A 19,139-nucleotide genomic window follows, 5' to 3' on the forward strand; every position below is an offset into this window, starting at 1 on the left:
TTGGGCCGGCCGACGAACGTGCTGCTGGCGGGGGACGTCGGCGCTACCAAGACGGTCCTCGGGCTGTTCGACTGCTGGGGCGACAGGCTGGTCAGTCTGAGCGAGGCGATTTTCGCCAGCACGGACTATGCCTCGCTGGAGACGGTGGTGGCGGCGTTCCTGGATGGGCAGGAGGAACGGAGGCCCGAAGTCGCCTGTTTCGGGGTGCCGGGACCGGTGAGCGAAGGCCGCTGCGAAATCACCAACCTGCCGTGGGTTCTGTCCGAGCGGGAACTTGCGGCGGCGACGGGGGTGAGTGCAGTGCGCCTGCTGAACGACGTCCAGGCCATGGCCCTGGGTATGGCTTACCGGTTGGGCGAGGACGATTGGGTGGAGCTGAACCCCGGCGCCGGCCGTCCGCGATCCGGAAACGTCGCGGTGATCGCCGCGGGGACGGGATTGGGCGAGGCCATCCTGTATTGGGATGGCGAGCGCTACCATGCGCTGCCGACCGAAGGCGGACACAGCGATTTCGCCCCCAACGGACCGCTGGAAGAGGGGTTGCTCGCCTTCCTGCGGGATCGCTTCTGCGGGCATGTCAGCTACGAGCGGATACTGTCTGGTTCGGGGCTGGCCAATCTCTACGACTATCTGCGTCACGCCGGCGTGGCGCCGGAAAGCGAGGCACTGCACGCCGCCCTGGCCAGCGCTCCCGACCGTGCCCCGATCATCGCCGAGTGGGCACTGGAACGGCGTGACGCCCTTTGCACCGCGGTGCTCGATCTCTTCGCGGCAATCTACGGGGCGGAAGCCGGGAATCTGGCCCTCAAGTCGCTCGCGCTCGGTGGCGTGATCCTGGGCGGGGGTATCGCGCCGAAAATCCTTCCGGTCCTGCAGGCGGGGAGGTTCATGGCCGCTTTCACGGCAAAGGGGAGGCTGTCCCCCCTCCTGGGGCGACTTCCCGTGCGGGTCGCCATCCATCCCCAGCCGGCCCTGCTGGGGGCGGCGCATGCCGCCTCGGCCATGCTTTGACGGGGCGCAGGGCGCTCCAAGCCGGATCGATTGTGGCAGAATGCAGGCGGACGGACCCGGCAGAAGCCGGAAATAATCCGTTTGCGATTGCACCCTTTATTCACCATTGGAACATGGAGGAAACTATGTTCAAGACATGGGTGGTTGCCGCAGAGAGCAGCCGTGCGCGAATCTTTGCCATCGACAATCGACTGAATCCGCTCAAGGAAATCGATGATCTGGTACATGCGGAGGGGCGAGCCAAAGAGCAGGATCTGACCTCCGACCGGCCGGGGCGGATGCTGAACAGTTCGACCGAAGGGCGCCACGACTACGAAAAGCCGCAGGATGCCAAGCAGCATGAGGCGCAGGTGTTCGCCAAACGGGTGGCCGACCGCCTCGAACAGGCGCGGGTCAATGGCGATTGCCTCTCGCTCATCCTGATCGCGGCCCCCGAGTTTCTCGGACTATTGCGGCAAGCTTTGAGCGGTCCGACCGCCAAGCTGGTCAGCAAGACCCTGGACAAGAATCTGGTGCAGAAAACCGAACAGGAAATCCGCAGTTACATTTTCTCATGAAAATCGGCGTACCCAAGGAAATCAAGGACCTGGAAAACCGTGTGGCCGTCACCCCGCAAGGGGTCGCGGCCCTGGTCAACGCCGGGCACGAAGTGCTGGTGGAGGTCGCGGCCGGCCTCGGCTCGGGGTTTGCCGACGAGGAATATATGGCGGCGGGAGCGCGGCTGGTGAACGCGGCCGACGCCTGGGCGGCCGACCTCGTGGTCAAGGTGAAAGAGCCGGTGCCCTCGGAATATCCTTACCTCAAGCGGCAGACGGTGTTCACCTTCTTCCATCTGGCCGGTGTCGACCCCGGTCTGACCCGGGCGCTGCTGGATGGCGGCACCACGGCGGTGGCTTACGAGACACTGGAAGATGCGCAAGGGCGTCTGCCGCTGCTCGCGCCGATGAGTGCGGTGGCGGGCAACATGGCCGCCCAGGTCGGCGCTTATTATCTGGCGCGCTTCAACGGCGGCCGGGGAGTCCAGCTCGGCGAGGTCATGGGTATGCGCCATGGCAAGGTCGTGGTGATCGGCGACGGCGTGGTCGGCTCGCATGCCGCCCTCACTGCCTGGGGCATGGGCGCCAACGTCCAGGTCATGGGGCTGGTGCCTGCGAAGGGCGAGGCCCTGTGCCGGCGGGCGCCGGGACTGGAGTTCTTCCTCTCGGACGGCGCTCGCCTGGCCGAGACTCTGCGCGATGCCGATCTGGTGGTGGGGGCGGTGCTGCAGCCGGGGGCCCGTGCCGATTACATCGTGACCGATGCCATGGTGAGGTCGATGCCGATGGGGTCGGTGATCGTCGACGTCAGTATCGATCAGGGCGGCTGCGTGGAGACTTCCAGACCGACCACGCATTCCCACCCGGTCTACGTGGAGCACGGCGTGATCCACTACTGTGTGACCAACATGCCGGGAGCCTACCCGCGGACTTCGACCCTGGCGCTGACCGAGGCGACACTGCCTTACCTGCTGCGTCTGGCCGATGAAGGCGAGGCATGTCTGCGGGCCGACCCAGGTCTGGCCAAGGCCGTGAACACCTACGACGGCCATATCACCTGCCGGGCGGCGGCAGAAGACCTCGGCCTGCTGGATCGCTACCGTCCCTTTCCCGGCTAGCCGTTTCCTCAGTACGGTTCCTTGTCTTCGTCCTCCAGCACGTCGTCCAGCGTCAGGTCGTCCGTGTCGGGGAGGTGGAGGTCGGGGTCACTGTAGCCCAGATCGTCGGTTTCCACATCGTCGAAAGGCGCACTCCAGTCTTCCGGGGCTTCGATCTCGATGATCGCGGCCTGGTCCCAGGAAGCCCGGTCCAACTCGCTCAGATCTCCCTCCAGATACTGGATTTCGATGGTGTCACCGGTGTCGTCCACGGCCACGATCCTGAATTGCCGGCCGGTGTCCCGCTCTTCGTACCAGTTGTCTACCACCGGTATTGCGATTGCCATAGATTCCTCCTGGTTGTCGCGCCAGCAGCGAGCTGCCGCTGTCACTGATCGCCGACGAATTCTATCAGCACCCGTCGCAATGCCGCGCGGTCCGCTTCCCCGTCCAGCGGCCGGTCCTCCCGGTCGGTGATGAAGAAGATGTCTTCGGCGCGGCTGCCGACGGTGGAGATTTTAGCATTGTGCAGGCGTATGCCCGTCCGCATGAATGCCTGTCCCACCTTGGACAGCAGGCCGGGACGGTCGGTGGCGATCAGCTCGAGGATGCTGAAACGGTTCTGCGGGTCGTCGTGAAAGAACACTTTGGTGGGCACGGTGAAGTGTCGGATCTGGCGGGTGGCCAGACGGCTGACTGCAGGCGGCGGAGCGCCGCCGCCACTCAGCGCTTCTTTCAGCCGGTCGCAGATCTGGACCAGGCGGAACAATCCTTCCGGTGCCGTGCCGGACCGTTCCAGCACATTGAAACTGAGCAGCGCGAATCCCTGGCGCGAGGCGATGATCTTGGCGTCCAGCACGGTGAGACCGAGCTGGTCGAGCACGGCGGTGGTCTGGGCGAACAGGAAGTCGCGGTTGCGTTCGTAGATGAACACCTCGGCACTGCCGCGCAGGCTTTCCGGCCGCAGCAGGACCAGCGGCAGATGTTCCGGCCGGCAGGCGGCGATGGCAGTGGTGTGCCAGGCGATTTCCTCGGGGAGGAAGCGGAGGAAATAATCGTCACCGATGTTCTCCCACACGGCGGTGATGGCATCTTCGGCCAGGCCGAAGCGCTGCAGGAGCGTCCGTGCCTCGTCCTTGGCCGCGGAGATCTGTTCGGCGTAGTCCGGCGGGGTGTCCAGTCCGCGCCGCAGGGTCCAGCTGGTGCTGGTATAGAGCTCCTGCAACAGCGCGCCCTTCCAGGAGTTCCACAGGGAGGGATTGGTGGCGCGTATGTCGGCGACGGTGAGCAGATAAAGATGGTTCAGTGTGTTCTGGTTGCGCACGATTTGGGCGAATTCGTGGATGACTTCCGGATCGCTCAGATCCTTGCGCTGTGCTGTCATCGACATGACCAGATGATGCCGCACCAGCCACTTCACCAACAGAGTTTCCCTCGGCCCGATCCGATGGCGCCGGCAGAATTCCTCTGCGATCCTTTCGCCTACTTCCGAATGGTCGCCGCCCGAGCCTTTGGCGATGTCGTGCATCAATGCGGCGATATAGAGCAGCTCGGGTTTTTCGATGAGCTGGAACAGTTCGTAGCACAGCGGGTTTTCCTGCTGGAATTCCTCCAGGGCGAAACGCCGCAGATTCCGGACCACGAACAGCGTGTGTTCGTCCACCGTGTACACATGGAACAGGTCGTATTGCATGCGGCCGACGACCCGGCCGAATTCGGGCAGGTAGGCGGCGAGTACGCCATAGCGGTTCATCCGCCGTAGCTGATGGGTCACGCCGCCCGGCTGGCGCAGAATGTCCATGAACAGCCGGCAGGCTTCGGGGTCGTTGCGGAAAGCGTCGTCGATCAGATGGATATGCTGGCGGATGAGACGGATGGTGGCGGCACGGACGCCTTCCAGCGCGCTGTTTTTCTGCAGGATCAGGAACACTTCCAGCAGGGCCAGGGGGTGCTCGCGGAACACCGCGGGGTGGATGGCCTCGAGGTAATCGTTGACCGCCTGGAAATGATCGTTGACGGGCGTGGGCGAGAACGCGTCATCGCGGTGCAGCACGGCTTCGTTGAACAGCTGCAGCAGCAGCTCGTTCAGGCGTTCCACCCCCGTGACGGTGCGGAAATAATCCTGCATGAAGCCTTCGACGACCTCGTTGCTGGTCTCGCCCCGGTAACCGAAGAGCCCCGCGAGTTCGCGTTGGTAATCGAACAGCAGCCGGTCTTCGCAGCGGCCGGTGAGGGCGTGCAGGGCGAAGCGGATTCGCCAGAGGAATGCCTGTGCCTCCTTGAGTTCCCGGTATTCGGCATCCGTCAGCCAGCCGTGGGCGACGAGGTCCTGCAGTCCCCGCGCATCGCTGTGGCGGCGGATGATCCAGCCGATGAGCTGGATGTCGCGCAGGCCCCCGGGGCCTTCCTTGACGTTGGGTTCGAGGTTGTAGGCGGTGTTGTGGTACTTGGAGTAGCGAATCCTTTGCTCGGCCATCTTTGCCTCGAAGAAGGCCGCCGACGACCACATGCGTTCCGGGGCGGTTTCGCTCCTCACCGCTTCCCACAGCGCGGCCGAACCGACCAGCAGCCGGCCTTCCAGCAAGTTGGTGATGACGGTCTGGTCGGTCCGGGCTGCTTCCGCGCATTCGGCAGGCGATCTCACGCTGTGGCCCGGCTTGAGGCCGATGTCCCAGAGAAGGCGCAGGAAATCGGACAGGTCCTGCTTGCGTGACGACGGTGCGGCCTCGTCGAGGAGTATGAGCAGGTCGACATCGGAATGCAGCAGCAGCTCACCGCGGCCGTAGCCGCCGACGGCCACCAGCGCCACGTCGGTGGCACCCTGGCCGATGCGCCGGTCCCAGGCTTCGCCGAGCAGGTGGTCGATGAAAGCGGTACGCTCCCGGATCAGGTCGGCGACGGGCGTGCCGGCCCGGAACCGCTCGGCCAGCTCGGCGGTGTTGTGCTGGATCCGGGCCTTGCAGGCCGCGATCCGGTCGAAGGTATGCCGGTCGTGTGCTCTATCCGAGTTCGGTCCGTCCAAAATCTTCCTCTTGCCGCAGTGTCAGCACCTCATAGCCCGTCGGCGTCACCAACACGGTATGTTCCCATTGCGCCGACAGTTTGTGGTCCTTGGTGACGGCAGTCCAGCCATCGGAGAGCATCTGTATGTGACGCTTGCCCTGGTTGATCATCGGCTCGATGGTGAAGATCATTCCCGCTTCGAGGCGGATGTCCAGTTTCGGTTCGAAATAGTGGAGCACCTGCGGTTCTTCGTGGAACTCGCGGCCGATGCCGTGGCCGCAGAACTCCCGTACCACGGAATAATTGTATTTGCTGGCATGCCGCTCGATGGCGGCGCCGATCCGGTTCAACGCGGCACCCGGCCGCACTTCACGTATGCCCAGGTACATGGCTTCACGGGTGACGTCGACCAGTTGCCGGGCATAGGGTTTGACCTGGCCGACCAAGAACATCTTGCTGGTGTCGCCGTGGAAGCCATCCTTGATGACCGTGATGTCGACGTTGATGATGTCGCCGTTCTTCAGCTTCTTGGGGCCCGGAATGCCGTGGCAGATGACGTGGTTGACCGAGGTGCATATCGACTTTGGGAAGCCTTTGTAATTCAGCGGAGCAGGGATGGCGTGCTGCTCGTTTACGATGAAGTCGTGGCAGATCCGGTCGATTTCCTCGGTGGTGATGCCCGCTTTGATGTAGGGCGCGATCATGTCGAGGACTTCAGCGGCGAGGCGGCAGGCCACGCGCATGCCCTCGATGTCCTCGGCGCTCTTGATGCTGATGCTCATGAAATTACGGCGGAAACGGGAGGGCTCCCGATCCGTGGAAGGAGGGAGGGTTGATTGTCCAAAAGGCGCTGCTATGGTATAAAGCACGGCTTTATTTGGCAACACACCACACATGCATCGTCACGGCCGGTGGGGTGCCGTTCCGTCGGGAACGGTCGCCGGCCGGGATGCGTGGAGGCGCAACCCTACCGCTGGGCGCTGCCGGCCCGGCCAGACATTATACGGAGAAACCGATGACCTCAGTTACCATGCGTCAGATGCTCGAAGCGGGCGTTCACTTCGGGCACCAGACGCGTTACTGGAATCCGAAGATGGCTCCTTTCATCTTCGGCGCGCGCAGCAATATCCATATCATCAATCTGGAAAAGACGCTGCCCCTGTTCAACGATGCCATGAAATACCTGGAGCAGGTCGCCGCCAACCGCGGTAAGATTCTGTTCGTAGGCACCAAGAAGACCATGCGCAAGGTCATCGAAGAAGAAGCCCGGCGCTGTGGCATGCCTTACGTCAATCACCGCTGGCTGGGCGGCATGCTGACCAATTTCAAGACCATCAAGGCGTCCATCGCCCGGATGAAGGACTTGCAGGCCATGCGCGACGATGGCCGTCTCAACCGCTTCAGCAAAAAGGAAGCCCTCGGCATGATGCGCGAGCTGGAGAAGCTGGTTTGCAACGTCGGCGGCATCGGCGACATGGATCGTCTCCCCGACGTGATGTTCATCATCGATACGGGTTACGAGAAGAACGCCGTCAGTGAGGCACGTAAGCTGGGCATCCCCGTCGTCGGCGTGGTGGATACCAACAACAGCCCCGTCGGCATCGACTATGTGATTCCGGGCAACGACGATTCCATTCGGGCGGTCCAGTTGTATGCCCAGAGCGCCGCGACGGCGATTCTGCGCGGCAAGGCGTCCGGTGTGGATTTTGGCGCGGTGGCGGACGAATTTGTGGAAATGGAGCCGGAAACGGAGCAGGGGGCCACGGGCGAGACCTTGGGCGGCTGACGGCCCACACCCGGCAGTGTCGTGAAAAACGCCTCCGCCCGGAGGCGTTTTTTTGGATTGATCAACGGTTTTCATACGAGAGGTTGGCTGTAATGAGCATTACTGCGGGAATGGTGAAGGAACTGCGCGAACGGACCGGTTCCGGCATGATGGAGTGCAAGAAGGCGCTGACGGAAACCGGCGGCGATCTGGAAGCCGCGGTCGAGCTGATGAGGAAGCAGGGGCTGGCCAAAGCCGACAAGAAGTCCGGCCGTACCGCCGCCGAAGGGCGCATCTGCGCCAAGGTGAGCGAGGACGGCAAGGCCGCGGCCATCGTCGAGGTCAACTGCGAAACCGACTTCGTGGCCAAGGGCGATGACTTCGTCAAGTTCGCCGACGACGTCGCCGCCGTGGCTCTGGCTTCTTCCGCGATGACCGTCGAAGAACTCCTGGCTGGCGAGATGAGGGCGGGCGCGACGGTGGACCAGGTGCGCAGGGAGATGATCGCCAAGATCGGCGAGAACATCAATGTACGCCGCTTCGAGCGCTTGAGCAGCCAGGACGGCCGGATCGCGAGTTATCTGCACGGCACCCGGATCGGCGTGCTGGTCGAACTGGTCGGCGGCGACGCCGAACTGGGCAAGGACATCGCCATGCACATCGCGGCGAGCAAGCCCTTGTGCTGTGACGAGAAGGGCGTGCCGGCCGAAGTGATCGCCAAGGAGAAGGAAATCTTCAGTGCCCAGGCACAGGCCAGCGGCAAGCCAGCGAACATCGTCGAAAAGATGGTCGAAGGCCGGATCGGCAAGTTCCTCGGCGAGATCACCCTGGTGGGTCAGCCCTTCGTCAAGGATCCCGATCAGACGGTGGGCAAACTCCTACAGTCCAAAGGCGCTTCAGTGGTGCGCTTCGTCCGTTTTGAAGTCGGCGAGGGCATCGAGAAGGAAGAAACCAATTTCGCCGAAGAAGTGATGGCGCAGGTGCGCGCTTCCTGAGGCATCCTCGCCCGGCGCCCTGGCGCGCCGGGCAGCCTCCCGGGCCGGACGGCCCGAGCAGAATGGATCAACCAGCTTCCGACGGGTTTATGACAGAACCGGTATACAAACGTATCTTGCTCAAGCTCAGCGGCGAAGCCTTGATGGGAGACCAGGGAGCGGGCATCGATGCCGAGATCCTGAAGCGGCTGGCGACGGAGATCGATGAGCTGTGCCAGGCCGGCGTCGAGGTCGGCCTGGTCATCGGGGGCGGCAACATCGTCCGCGGCGCCGAGAAGGCATCGGAAGGGCTGGATCGTGTGACCGGCGATCACATGGGCATGCTCGCCACGGTCATCAACGCCCTGGCCATGCAGGACGCCCTCGAGAATCTGGGGCGGCCGGTGCGTGTCATGTCGGCCCTCAAGATCAACCAGGTGTGTGAGGACTATATCCGCCGACGTGCGGTCCGGCATCTGGAAAAAGGGCGGGTCGTGGTCTTCGCCGCGGGCACCGGCAATCCGTTCTTCACCACCGACTCCGCCGCCAGCCTCCGAGCCATCGAGATCGGCGCCGACCTGCTGATCAAGGCGACCAAGGTCGACGGCGTCTACTCGGCCGATCCCGTGAAAAACCCGGAAGCGAAATTCTATACGCGTCTGACCTACGACGAGGCGCTGGATCAGCGCCTGAATGTCATGGACACGACGGCGCTGGTGCTGTGCCGCGATTACAAGATGCCGCTGCGGGTCATGAACGTTTTTCGTCAGGGCGCGGTGATGCGTCTGATTCGGGGCGATGACATCGGATCTTTGCTGGTAACGGGGTAATGAACCTATGATCAACGACATACAGAAACGTACCGCGGAACGGATGCAAAAGAGCATCCAGGCTCTGAAACACGAATTCGCGAAGATTCGAACCGGACGCGCCCACCCGAGCCTGCTGGAGCATATCCGGGTGTCTTATTACGGCAATGAGGTGCCGCTGACCCAGGTCGCCAACGTCGCCGTGGAGGACGCCCGCAGCCTGGCGGTCACCCCCTGGGAGCGGAACATGGTCCAGGCCATAGAAAAGGCGATCATGACCTCGGACCTGGGGCTCAACCCCTCCACTGCCGGTACCGTCATCCGGGTGCCGCTGCCGCCGCTGACCGAGGAGCGCCGCCGCGATCTGATCAAGGTGGTGCGTCAGGAGGCCGAGAACGGACGGGTAGCGATCCGCAACATCCGCCGGGATGCCAACAACGAACTCAAGGCGGCGCTCAAGGAAAAGCTGATTTCCGAGGACGAGGACCGTCGCAGCCAGGAACAGATTCAGAAGACCACGGATCAGTTCATCAAAGAAATCGACAAGCTTCTGGAGCAGAAGGAAGCCGACCTGCTTGCCGTTTGACACGCTGCGATCCATGGTCTTTTCGCCGGACAATGTCAAGCCGGTGGCGTCTGCCCCGGAAGATGGCGCCAGGATGCGACGCATCCCCCGCCATGTCGCCATCGTTATGGACGGCAACGGCCGCTGGGCGCAAGAGCGCTATCTGCCTCGCACCGCCGGCCACCGCGCCGGCGTCGGGGCGGTCCGCAAAGTGGTGGAGCACTGCGCGAAGCGCGGCGTGGAAGCGCTGACGCTGTTCGCGTTCAGCAGCGAGAACTGGCGGCGGCCCGAGCAGGAAGTCTCCGTGCTGATGGAATTGTTCCTGTCGACGCTGGAACGGGAAACGGAAAAACTGCACCAGAACGGCGTGCGCCTGCGTATCATCGGCGACCGCGCGGCCTTTGGCGAGGCGCTGCGTGAGCGGATGGACGCCGCCGAGTCACTGACCCGCAGCAATACCGGCTTGCAACTGGCCATCGCGGCGAATTACGGCGGGCGCTGGGACATCGTCCAGGCGGCCCAGACCCTGGCGGAGAAGGTCCGACGAGGCGAGCTGTCGCCCGAGCAGATCACGGCGGACAGACTGCAGCAACAGCTTGCACTGGCCGACCTCCCCGAGCCCGACCTCTTTATCCGCACCGGCGGCGAACGCCGGATCAGCAACTTCCTGCTCTGGCAGCTGGCCTACACGGAGCTGTATTTCACGCCGGTGCTGTGGCCGGAATTCGACGAGGGGGCGCTGGATCTCGCGTTCGAGGACTATGCCGGCAGGCAGCGCCGGTTCGGTTTTACCGGCGATCAGGTCGCGGGCCGCATGCCCTGACTTCATTCCGCCAAGATTTTTCCACTCATCCAATCCGATTCCGCCATGTTCAAAAATCGCTTGATTACGGCACTTGTCCTGGCGCCCCTGGTCATCGCAGCCGTCCTCCTGCTCAAGCCCACCGCGTTTTCGGCGGTTTGGGGAGGCGTCATCCTGCTTGCCGCTTGGGAATGGGCGGACGTTTCCGGTGTGGAGAGTCGCACGGGACGGATCGCATTCCTGGTCGCCCTCGGCGTGCCCATGGCCTCCGCCAGTTTCTGGGCACCGTATACGGTCGATTGGCTGATGTGGCCGGTGGTGGCGTGGTGGTTCGCCGTTGGCATGCTGCTCCGGGCCAGGCCGGACAAGGCACTCGCCATCCGGTTGCCGGTCGGGCTGAAGTTGGGACTGGGCTGGTTCATTCTGCTCACCTCCTGGATCCTCTTCATCTGGCTGCGCTTCAATTTCGGCGCCGCGCAGGCGCTGTACCTGTTGGTGCTGATTTCCTTCGCGGACATCGCCGCCTATTTCGTGGGGCGCAGATGGGGTTTCACCAAGCTGATGCCGGAAATCAGCCCCGGCAAGACGGTCGAGGGACTGTACGGGGCCCTGGCGGTGTCGGCCATCCTGGCGGTCGCCGTGGGTCTCTGGTTCAAGCTGGAGCCTTTGACCATTGCCGATTTCGTCATCCTATCCCTGGTCACCGTCGTGATTTCGGTGGGCGGCGATCTGTTCGAGAGCCTGCTCAAGCGGCAGCGAGGGGTGAAGGACAGCGGTTCGCTGCTGCCCGGCCATGGCGGCGTGCTCGACCGGATCGACGCCTTGTTGGCCTCGGTCGCGGTATTCTATGCCGGCTCCATGCTGCTTGGCCTGTTCCTGCAGACCGCCGAGCCCGTGACGATCGAAGTACCTACCGACATGGAGGGCGCGCCGGTTCAGGTCGAGCCGATCCAGCCGGAAAGCGGTGAAGCCGCTCCGGAACCGATGGGACAGGAAGAGGCCGAGCCGGAGGCCAGCGATGCCGGGGCCGAAGAATCGGCTCCGGAAGAGTAAACCACGGCGTCGGCAGACATCTGGAGAAGTCCGTGAAAGGCATATGCATACTCGGCTCCACCGGTTCGATCGGCGTCAGCACGCTCGACGTGCTGGCGCGCCATCCCGACCGCTACCGTGTGGTGGCCTTGTCCGCCAACGGCAACGTCGACCGCCTGTTCGAGCAATGCCGCGCTTACCGGCCGCGCTATGCAGCGGTGATCCGGGCCGAGGCCGCTGCGTGTCTGCGGGAGCGGCTGATGGCCGCGGGTCTGGGCGGTATCGAGGTGCTGGCCGGGCCAGAGGCGCTGGAGCAGATCGCCTCCCTGCCGGAGGTGGACAGCGTGATGGCGGCGATCGTCGGTGCCGCGGGGCTGCTGCCCACGCTGGCGGCGGCACGGGCCGGCAAGGACGTGCTGCTGGCCAACAAGGAAGCGCTGGTGATGTCCGGCCCGCTGTTCATGGCCGAGGTGGCGCGATCGGGTGCCCGGTTGCTGCCGATCGACAGCGAGCACAACGCGGTGTTTCAGTGCATGCCGGCGGCATACCGCGCGGGTAGCCGGGCCGTCGGCGTGCGCCGAATTCTCCTCACCGCCTCCGGGGGACCATTCCTGCACACGCCCTTGGCCGAGCTGGAGACGGTGACGCCGGAGCAGGCGGTGGCGCATCCCAACTGGGTGATGGGTCGGAAGATCTCCGTCGATTCGGCGACCATGATGAACAAGGGGCTGGAGGTGATCGAGGCCTGTCTGCTGTTCAACGCGAAGCCCGATGACGTGCAGGTCGTCGTGCACCGCCAGAGCGTGATCCATTCCATGGTGGATTACGTCGATGGCACCGTGCTGGCCCAGATGGGTACGCCCGACATGCGCATTCCGATCGCCCATGCGCTTGCCTGGCCCGATCGCTTCGAATCCGGCGCGGAATCTCTCGATCTGTTCGCTGTCCGGCAATTGAATTTCGAACGTCCGGACCTCGCCCGTTTCCCTTGTCTGCGTCTGGCCTACGAGGCGGTGGGAGCGGGCGGCACGGCGCCGGCGATCCTGAATGCGGCCAATGAGACCGCGGTTGCGGCGTTCCTGGACCGCCGGCTGGCGTTCACGGGCATACCGCGGGTGATCGAGCACTGCATGGCGAGGGTGGCGCCCAATGCGGCGGATGCGATCGAGTCGGTCTTGCAAGCGGACGCGGAAACCCGCAAGGTAGCGCAGAAGTACATCGATGACTTAAGGGTTTGATGTCTCTCATCCACACGATCTTCTATTTTCTCGTCGCTCTGGCGCTGCTCATCGCGGCGCACGAGTTCGGCCATTATTGGGTGGCGCGCAGGCTCGGGGTGAAGGTGCTGCGCTTCTCCCTCGGTTTCGGCACCCCCCTCCTGCGCTGGCAAAGGAAACCGGACGGCACGGAATTCACCCTCTCCGCCATCCCCATCGGCGGCTATGTCCGCATGGTCGACGAGCGGGAAGGGGCAGTCGCTCCGGCCGATCTGCCTTACGCCTTCAACCGGCAGAGCCTACCGGTTCGGTTCGCCATCGTCGCCGCGGGACCGGTATTCAATTTCCTGCTGGCCATCCTGCTTTACTGGGGCGTATTCATGGCCGGCGAGACCGGCATACGGCCGGTGCTGGGGCCGGTGGAGGCCGGTACTTTCGCCGCCGAAGCGGGGTTCGAGCCGGAGGATGAGATCCTCGCCGTGGACGGCGATCCGACGCCGACCTGGGGTCTCGCCATGGGGAAGATCTTCGAGCGGGTGATGGACGAGGGCGTCGTGCAGGTCGAGGTGAAGACCAGTGCGGGCGGACGGGTGCTCCGCACGCTCAGCATCCCTGCGCATGTCCTCGACGCTCCGGAAGCCCTGGGAGACCGGCTGGGGCTGCAACCCTGGCAGCCCGAACTGGCGCCGGTGATCGAGCGGACCGAGCCCGGCAGTCCGGCGGAGCGGGCCGGCATGAAGCCAGGCGACCTGCTGCTTTCCGCGGACGGTGAGACCTTGCGTAGCTGGCGCCAGTGGGTCGACATCGTGCGCGCGCATCCCGGCCGGATGATCGGACTGGTGGTGGAACGCGATGGCGTGCATGTGTCTCTGGAGATCAGGCCCGATGCCGTGAACGGCCCGACCGGCACGGTCGGGAGGATCGGGGCGGTGGCGCGGATACCGGATTCGTTGCGGGCCGCGATGGAAGTGGAGTATCGGCTGGGCGTCATATCGGCTCTGGACGCGGCGGTGGAGCGCACCGGCGATTACGCCTGGCTCTCGCTCAAGATGATCGGGCGCATGCTCGTTGGCAAGGCGACCGTGGAAAACCTAAGCGGTCCCATCAGCATCGCCCAGTACGCCGGGCAGTCCGCCAAGGCGGGCCTCGCACAGTTCGTCAAGTTCCTGGCTTTGATCAGCGTCAGCCTCGGCGTACTCAATCTGCTGCCGGTCCCGGTGCTGGACGGCGGTCATTTGATGTTCTATCTGATCGAAGCGGTGAAAGGCGGTCCGCTCTCCGAAAGGACCCAGCTGCTGGCGCAGCAGGTCGGGCTTTTCATCCTGATCGCGTTGATGGCGCTGGCTTTCATGCTCGACATCGAACGCTTGTTCTCCTAAGCTCCCCATTCCTTCCATCCCGAGGTATCCCCTGATGAAACCAGCGTTCCGTTCCGTGCTGTCCCTGGTCGCGCTCCTGGCCGTGCCCGTCGCATCCGTCCTAGCGGATGCCAAAGCCGTGGAGGAGGCGATCGGGCAGGCACTGCCCGGGGTGAAGCCCGATTCCATCAAGCCGTCGCCGCTGGCCGGCATTTCCGAGGTCATCGTCGGTCCGAAGCTGTTCTATGTCTCCGACGACGGCAAATACCTGTTCCAGGGCTCGCTGATCGATCTCAAGAACCGGGAAGACCTGACCGAACCCAAACTCGCCACGGCCCGGCTCGGGGCGCTGGAAAAGCTGGGCGAGAAGAACATGATCGTGTTCAAACCCAAGATCGGCAAGTACGTGGCCTACGTCTTCACCGACATCGATTGCGGTTACTGCCGCAAACTCCATTCGGAGATGGACAGCTATCTCAAGGAAGGCATCGAGATCCGTTACCTGTTCTTTCCGCGTGCCGGCGAGGGTTCGGAATCCTGGGACAAAGCGGTCAACGTGTGGTGCGCCAAGGATCGCAACGCTGCCTTGACCAAGGCCAAGAAGGGCGAGAAGGTGGAAGAAAGGACCTGCGACAATCCCATCAAGGAGCAGATGGCGCTGGGAACCGCCATCGGTGCTCAGGGCACGCCGATGATCGTCACCGGCGGCGGCAACGTGTTGCCGGGCTACGTTCCGGCCGAGCAGCTCGCCCGCATGCTCAAGCATGAAAAGGATGAGGGCGGCAGGCAGGCGAGGACGCCCTGACCCTCCGCTCGGACGGCACCGGGATCCGTCCGTCGCCAGTCCGTTCTCACAGCGACTGTTTCAACTCGAACAGCAGATTCAGTGCCTCGCGCGGGCTCAGCCCATCGACGTCCAAGGACTCGAGCCGCCGCACCACGGGGTGCGGCTCCGGAGGCAGGAACAAATCGAGCTGGGCCACCGGTGCGGCCTGCTGATGCGCCGACCGAGCCTGCCGTTCGAGCTGCTCCAGTTTCCGCCGCGCGTTGTCGATGACCGTCTGCGGCACCCCCGCCAGCGCCGCCACCTGTAGACCATAGCTCTGGCTCGCCGGTCCTTCCCGGACCGCATGCAGGAACACCACCTTGTCGCCGTGCTCCACGGCGTCCAGGTGGACGTTGCCGACGTCCTCGCATTCCTCGGCCAATGCCGTCAGTTCGAAATAATGGGTGGCGAACAGCGTATAGGCGCGGGTTTCCCGCGCGAGGTGCTCGGCAGAGGCCCAGGCCAGCGAAAGTCCGTCGAAGGTGCTGGTGCCACGGCCGATTTCGTCCATCAGCACCAGGCTTTCCGCCGTGGCGTTGTTCAGGATGTTGGCGGTCTCGGTCATCTCCACCATGAAGGTGGAGCGGCCGCCGGCCAGGTCGTCGGAAGCGCCGATACGGGTGTAGATGCGGTCGATCGGGCCGATTTCGGCTTCCGCCGCCGGGACGTGGCTCCCGATGTGAGCCATCAGCACAATGATCGCGGCCTGCCGCATGTAGGTCGATTTGCCGCCCATGTTCGGGCCGGTGATGACCAGCATGCGGCGGTTCGGACCGAATGCCAGGTCATTGGGCACGAACGGTGTGCCGCCGACCTGCTCGACCACGGGATGGCGTCCGCCGATGATGCGGATGCCCGGAGCGTCCACCAGTCGCGGCGCTACCCAGTTCAGCCGGTCGGCGCGCTCCGCCAGATTCGCCAGTACGTCCAGTTCGGCCAGCCCCGCCGCGCAGTCCTGCAGTGTGGGCAGCCAGCGCCCCAGTATTTCCAGTAAGGCCTCATAGAGGGCTTTTTCGCAGGACAGCGCTCTTTCGCGGGCGCTCAGCACCTTGTCCTCGAAGTCCTTCAACTCCGGTGTGACGTAGCGCTCGGCGTTTTTCAGCGTCTGACGCCGGATGTAATGCACCGGCGCCCGATCGGCCTGGCTCCGCGGCAGTTCGATGTAGAAGCCCTGCACGCGGTTGTAACCGACCTTGAGAGCACCCAGCCCGGTGTGCTCACGCTCCTTTTCCTCCAGCTCGGCCAGGAAACGGTCGGCGTTTTCACTCATGAGACGCAGCTCGTCGAGCTCGGCGTGGTAGCCCTCGGCGATCACACCGCCGTCGCGGATCAGCTGCGGCGGGTCATCGACGATGGCCCGTTGCAACAGCTCGCTCAGCTCGGGCTGGTCGACGAGGCGCCGCGTCAGTTCTCCCAGCAGTGCGCTTTCGGTACCGTGGAGGGTCTCCCTGAGGGCGGGCAGGGCCTTGAGCGTCTGGCGCAACGTGGACAGGTCGCGGGGTCTGGCCGATTTGAGGGCGATCCGGGCGGCGATCCGCTCGACATCGCCCACGCCGCGTAGCAAGTCGTGCAGAGCTTCGAAGCGGCGGTCCGCCAGCAACTCGCCGATCGCTTGCTGGCGGAGTATGAGGGTCGTCCGGTCGCGCAAAGGCTGATGCAGCCAGCGCCGCAGCAGCCTCCCGCCCATCGCCGATCCGGTGCGGTCCAGGAGTCCCAGCAGGGTGAACTCGGCGCGGCCGGAAGGATGCCAGTCCAGCTCCAGATTGCGGCGGCTGGCGGCGTCCAGGCCGACATATTCCGTTCCGCTCTCGGCGCGGATGCTGCGGATGTGAGGCAGGGCGCTGCGCTGGGTGTCGCGCAGGTATTGCAGCAGGCAGCCAGCGGCGCCTATGGCCAGGCCCAGATACTCACAGCCGAAGCCCGCCAGGTCTTGGGTGCCGAACTGGTTCAGTAACTGGCGGCGGCCGCTCTCAGGATCGAAATGCCAGGGGGGACGCCGGGTCAGACCCCGCCGTCCGGACAGTTCCTCCGTCAACGGTTCGTCCTCGCTGACCAGGATCTCGGCCGGATTCAGCCGCTCCAGCTCGTTCAGGAGCTGCGCCACGGACCCCGGCTGTTGCAGAGTGAAACGCCCGCCGGACAGATCCAGCACCGCCAGCCCGAACATGGCGCCATCGCGGGCAACCGCCGCCAGCAGGTTGTCGCGGCGCTCCTCCAGCAGCGCCTCGTCGGTCACCGTGCCGGGCGTCACGATCCGCACCACCTTGCGCTCCACCGGCCCTTTCGAGGTGGCCGGATCGCCGACCTGCTCGCAGATCGCCACCGATTCGCCCAGCCGGATGAGGCGCGCCAGATAGCCGTCGACCGCATGGTAAGGAATGCCCGCCATGGCGACGCGTTCGCCTCCCGATTCGCCCCGGCTGGTGAGGGTCAGGTCCAGCAGCCTTGCCGCCCGCCGGGCGTCTTCGAAGAACAATTCATAGAAATCGCCCATCCGGTAAAACAGCAGCCGGTCCGGATGCTCCGCTTTGATGCGCAGATACTGCTGCATCATCGGCGTGTGTCTGGACAGGTCGGATGGATCGGTCATCGGATGGAACTTCCGGCGTGGCAAAGCGTCAGGGAGCGGAGGACAAACCACGAATTCTAACCGAATCGCCCGGGCCGCGGCGGTTCCGGGGCGCGATCGCGTTATACTGCGGTCAGCCCGGCCACCATCAGGAACCGAAGAACGCGTGTCATGACTCAGGCAGGTATCCATCACCGATCGGCGCGCGAATACTATTTCGACGAACGCTGCCATATCACCGAATGGTGGAATTCCGCCGCCGATGCCGATGTTTCCGTCGCCCGCGCCCGCGTCGAACCCGGCGTCACCACCCGGCTGCACCGGCTCCGCGACACCACGGAGCGCTACCTGATCCTGGAGGGGCAAGGCCGGGTCGAAATCGGAGGGGTGGCGCCTTCGGCCGTCGGGCCGGGGGACGTGGTGCTCATACCGCCAGGGGTATCCCAGCGCATCGCCAACACGGGCGCCGGCGACCTGGTATTTCTCGCCATCTGCACGCCGAGATTCACACCGGCGGCCTACGAAGACCTCGATGCCGAGGTCCGGTAGCGCCATGAGCCGCGGCGGGACGCAGCCGGTCCCGTCCGGGTTGTGTCAGCCGGCTTCTGTGCCTATAATGCGCCTCCCAGCGGACGAAGCCGGTGTAGCTCAGTCGGTAGAGCAGCACATTCGTAATGTGCGGGTCGTAGGTTCAAATCCTATCACCGGCTCCAAGAAATCAATCATTTAGTATTGATTCTTGAAGGGGTCAGAAATTCAGGGCCACACTGGGGCCACAGTGAATCTGAAATGCCCTACCCTTAAGCCCCCAGAAGATTCTTCCCATGCGGCGGACAGCGCTAGCGGATCGGAGCCGACCGAATGCCCCGCGTCGTGTATGTTGCCGCCGATCAGGTAGCACGGCTTTCGCCACGGCTACGTCTGGTAGACGGCGCGCAACTGTAGACTGGTGGCAGGGGCGCAGATAGCTATTAGATGAGCCCCCATAGTTGGAACTTTTCGTTCCAGGCATTGATGGCATCCTGCGCAATAGCGAGTCCATCGAGAATTGCGGCTCCGTGTCGAATCTGTACAGATAGCTGCCACCCTCCCTCCTCTTGCGTATTTATCCCTGAGAGTTTGTCAATAATGGGGACGTTTCCACTACGGGGGCGTCTTTCGAGGCGGTAGTGTTTATCTAAGTTCGCAAGGTCCGCCAAGAGCGATAGCCGCGGATCATTTGTGATCGCAGCCTCAACTTCTGAGGCTTCAATTCCTAGCTGCGGCGCTGCCTCCTTCAGAATATCTTTGAGATGGTACGCGGCTATGTAGAACGAGAAAAGATGATGTGCGGACGCATGAATCGTGTCAGAGCTGCATATTTCGGTCTTGGGCTGAAGCAACTGTTGAAGATCATCTTGAACGATTCTCCAGCGCTGTTCCCAATCTCGGTCTTGCTTTCCGGGAATCAGCTCCACTGTCGCATGGTCGACAGCGTATACAGGGCTGTTCAATGCTGAAAAATTGATGTAAGAAGTCAAGATTTTCAAAGAGGTTCCCGTTGTCCGCCCTGAAACAGGGCCTGCTGGCCATTCC

The 19,139-nt window shown here is 63.7% G+C and carries 18 protein-coding genes and 1 tRNA gene; 14 read left to right on the forward strand and 5 right to left on the reverse strand.

Annotated elements, in window-relative coordinates:
- The 3 genes from glk to ald all read left to right on the forward strand — a co-directional run bounded on the left by glk (position 1) and on the right by ald (position 2,665).
- Positions 1-1,011, forward strand: coding sequence for a glucokinase (gene glk / locus H156_RS0101670; protein ID WP_017364519.1), 1,011 nt, complete (start codon positions 1-3; stop codon positions 1,009-1,011).
- Positions 1,012-1,136: 125 nt separating this feature from the next.
- Positions 1,137-1,568: a host attachment protein gene (locus H156_RS0101675; RefSeq protein WP_010959910.1), complete on the forward strand. Its 432-nt coding sequence runs from the start codon at positions 1,137-1,139 to the stop codon at positions 1,566-1,568.
- Positions 1,565-2,665: an alanine dehydrogenase gene (gene ald / locus H156_RS0101680; protein ID WP_017364518.1), complete on the forward strand. Its 1,101-nt coding sequence runs from the start codon at positions 1,565-1,567 to the stop codon at positions 2,663-2,665. The genes H156_RS0101675 and ald overlap by 4 nt, the downstream gene beginning before the upstream one ends.
- 8 nt (positions 2,666-2,673) lie before the next feature.
- Here the strand turns inward: ald and H156_RS0101685 are convergent, their stop codons facing one another.
- The 3 genes from H156_RS0101685 to map are packed head-to-tail and all read right to left on the reverse strand — an operon-like array spanning position 2,674 to position 6,429.
- The gene (locus H156_RS0101685; RefSeq protein WP_017364517.1) at positions 2,674-2,991 is read right to left on the reverse strand and encodes a DUF6763 family protein; all 318 of its coding nucleotides are present in this window, start codon (positions 2,989-2,991) and stop codon (positions 2,674-2,676) included.
- A gap of 41 nt (positions 2,992-3,032) precedes the next feature.
- Complete coding sequence (gene glnD, locus H156_RS0101690) at positions 3,033-5,666, reverse strand: [protein-PII] uridylyltransferase (RefSeq protein ID WP_017364516.1); 2,634 nt, start codon at positions 5,664-5,666, stop codon at positions 3,033-3,035.
- Positions 5,644-6,429: a type I methionyl aminopeptidase gene (gene map, locus H156_RS0101695; protein WP_010959914.1), complete on the reverse strand. Its 786-nt coding sequence runs from the start codon at positions 6,427-6,429 to the stop codon at positions 5,644-5,646. The genes glnD and map overlap by 23 nt, the downstream gene beginning before the upstream one ends.
- Before the next feature lie 233 nt (positions 6,430-6,662).
- Between map and rpsB the strand changes: the two genes are divergently transcribed.
- The 9 genes from rpsB to H156_RS0101740 all read left to right on the forward strand — a co-directional run bounded on the left by rpsB (position 6,663) and on the right by H156_RS0101740 (position 14,974).
- Positions 6,663-7,433: a 30S ribosomal protein S2 gene (gene rpsB / locus H156_RS0101700; protein WP_010959915.1), complete on the forward strand. Its 771-nt coding sequence runs from the start codon at positions 6,663-6,665 to the stop codon at positions 7,431-7,433.
- A 92-nt stretch (positions 7,434-7,525) separates the two neighbouring features.
- Positions 7,526-8,407, forward strand: a complete 882-nt coding sequence (gene tsf / locus H156_RS0101705; RefSeq protein ID WP_017364515.1) for a translation elongation factor Ts — start codon at positions 7,526-7,528, stop codon at positions 8,405-8,407.
- A gap of 89 nt (positions 8,408-8,496) precedes the next feature.
- The gene (gene pyrH, locus H156_RS0101710) at positions 8,497-9,216 is read left to right on the forward strand and encodes a UMP kinase (protein ID WP_010959917.1); all 720 of its coding nucleotides are present in this window, start codon (positions 8,497-8,499) and stop codon (positions 9,214-9,216) included.
- 7 nt (positions 9,217-9,223) lie between these two features.
- Positions 9,224-9,781: a ribosome recycling factor gene (gene frr, locus H156_RS0101715; RefSeq protein ID WP_017364514.1), complete on the forward strand. Its 558-nt coding sequence runs from the start codon at positions 9,224-9,226 to the stop codon at positions 9,779-9,781.
- Between the two features lie 13 nt (positions 9,782-9,794).
- Positions 9,795-10,583, forward strand: a complete 789-nt coding sequence (uppS, locus tag H156_RS0101720; protein ID WP_017364513.1) for an undecaprenyl pyrophosphate synthase — start codon at positions 9,795-9,797, stop codon at positions 10,581-10,583.
- 45 nt (positions 10,584-10,628) lie between these two features.
- Positions 10,629-11,615, forward strand: a complete 987-nt coding sequence (locus H156_RS0101725) for a phosphatidate cytidylyltransferase (RefSeq protein WP_010959920.1) — start codon at positions 10,629-10,631, stop codon at positions 11,613-11,615.
- 32 nt (positions 11,616-11,647) lie between these two features.
- Complete coding sequence (ispC, locus tag H156_RS0101730) at positions 11,648-12,832, forward strand: 1-deoxy-D-xylulose-5-phosphate reductoisomerase (protein ID WP_017364512.1); 1,185 nt, start codon at positions 11,648-11,650, stop codon at positions 12,830-12,832.
- Complete coding sequence (rseP, locus tag H156_RS0101735; RefSeq protein WP_017364511.1) at positions 12,832-14,190, forward strand: RIP metalloprotease RseP; 1,359 nt, start codon at positions 12,832-12,834, stop codon at positions 14,188-14,190. The genes ispC and rseP overlap by 1 nt, the downstream gene beginning before the upstream one ends.
- 34 nt (positions 14,191-14,224) lie before the next feature.
- The gene (locus H156_RS0101740) at positions 14,225-14,974 is read left to right on the forward strand and encodes a DsbC family protein (protein ID WP_017364510.1); all 750 of its coding nucleotides are present in this window, start codon (positions 14,225-14,227) and stop codon (positions 14,972-14,974) included.
- Positions 14,975-15,020: 46 nt separating this feature from the next.
- Here H156_RS0101740 and mutS read toward each other — a convergent pair whose 3' ends face one another.
- Positions 15,021-17,585 (reverse strand): DNA mismatch repair protein MutS, encoded by a 2,565-nt coding sequence (gene mutS, locus H156_RS0101745; RefSeq protein ID WP_017364509.1) that lies wholly within the window; start codon positions 17,583-17,585, stop codon positions 15,021-15,023.
- 150 nt (positions 17,586-17,735) lie between these two features.
- Between mutS and H156_RS0101750 the strand changes: the two genes are divergently transcribed.
- Together H156_RS0101750 and H156_RS0101755 are read left to right on the forward strand one after the other, a co-directional pair.
- Positions 17,736-18,113 (forward strand): cupin domain-containing protein, encoded by a 378-nt coding sequence (locus tag H156_RS0101750; protein WP_010959925.1) that lies wholly within the window; start codon positions 17,736-17,738, stop codon positions 18,111-18,113.
- 88 nt (positions 18,114-18,201) lie between these two features.
- A tRNA-Thr gene (locus H156_RS0101755) sits at positions 18,202-18,277 on the forward strand.
- A gap of 258 nt (positions 18,278-18,535) precedes the next feature.
- On the opposite strand, the gene H156_RS0101760 is transcribed toward H156_RS0101755, so the two are convergent.
- Positions 18,536-19,139 (reverse strand): hypothetical protein (locus H156_RS0101760; protein ID WP_211221986.1); only part of this gene is annotated, 604 nt, incomplete at its 5' end.

Origin of the sequence: Methylococcus capsulatus str. Texas = ATCC 19069 (assembly GCF_000424685.1) — a bacterium.
Lineage (GTDB): Bacteria > Pseudomonadota > Gammaproteobacteria > Methylococcales > Methylococcaceae > Methylococcus > Methylococcus capsulatus.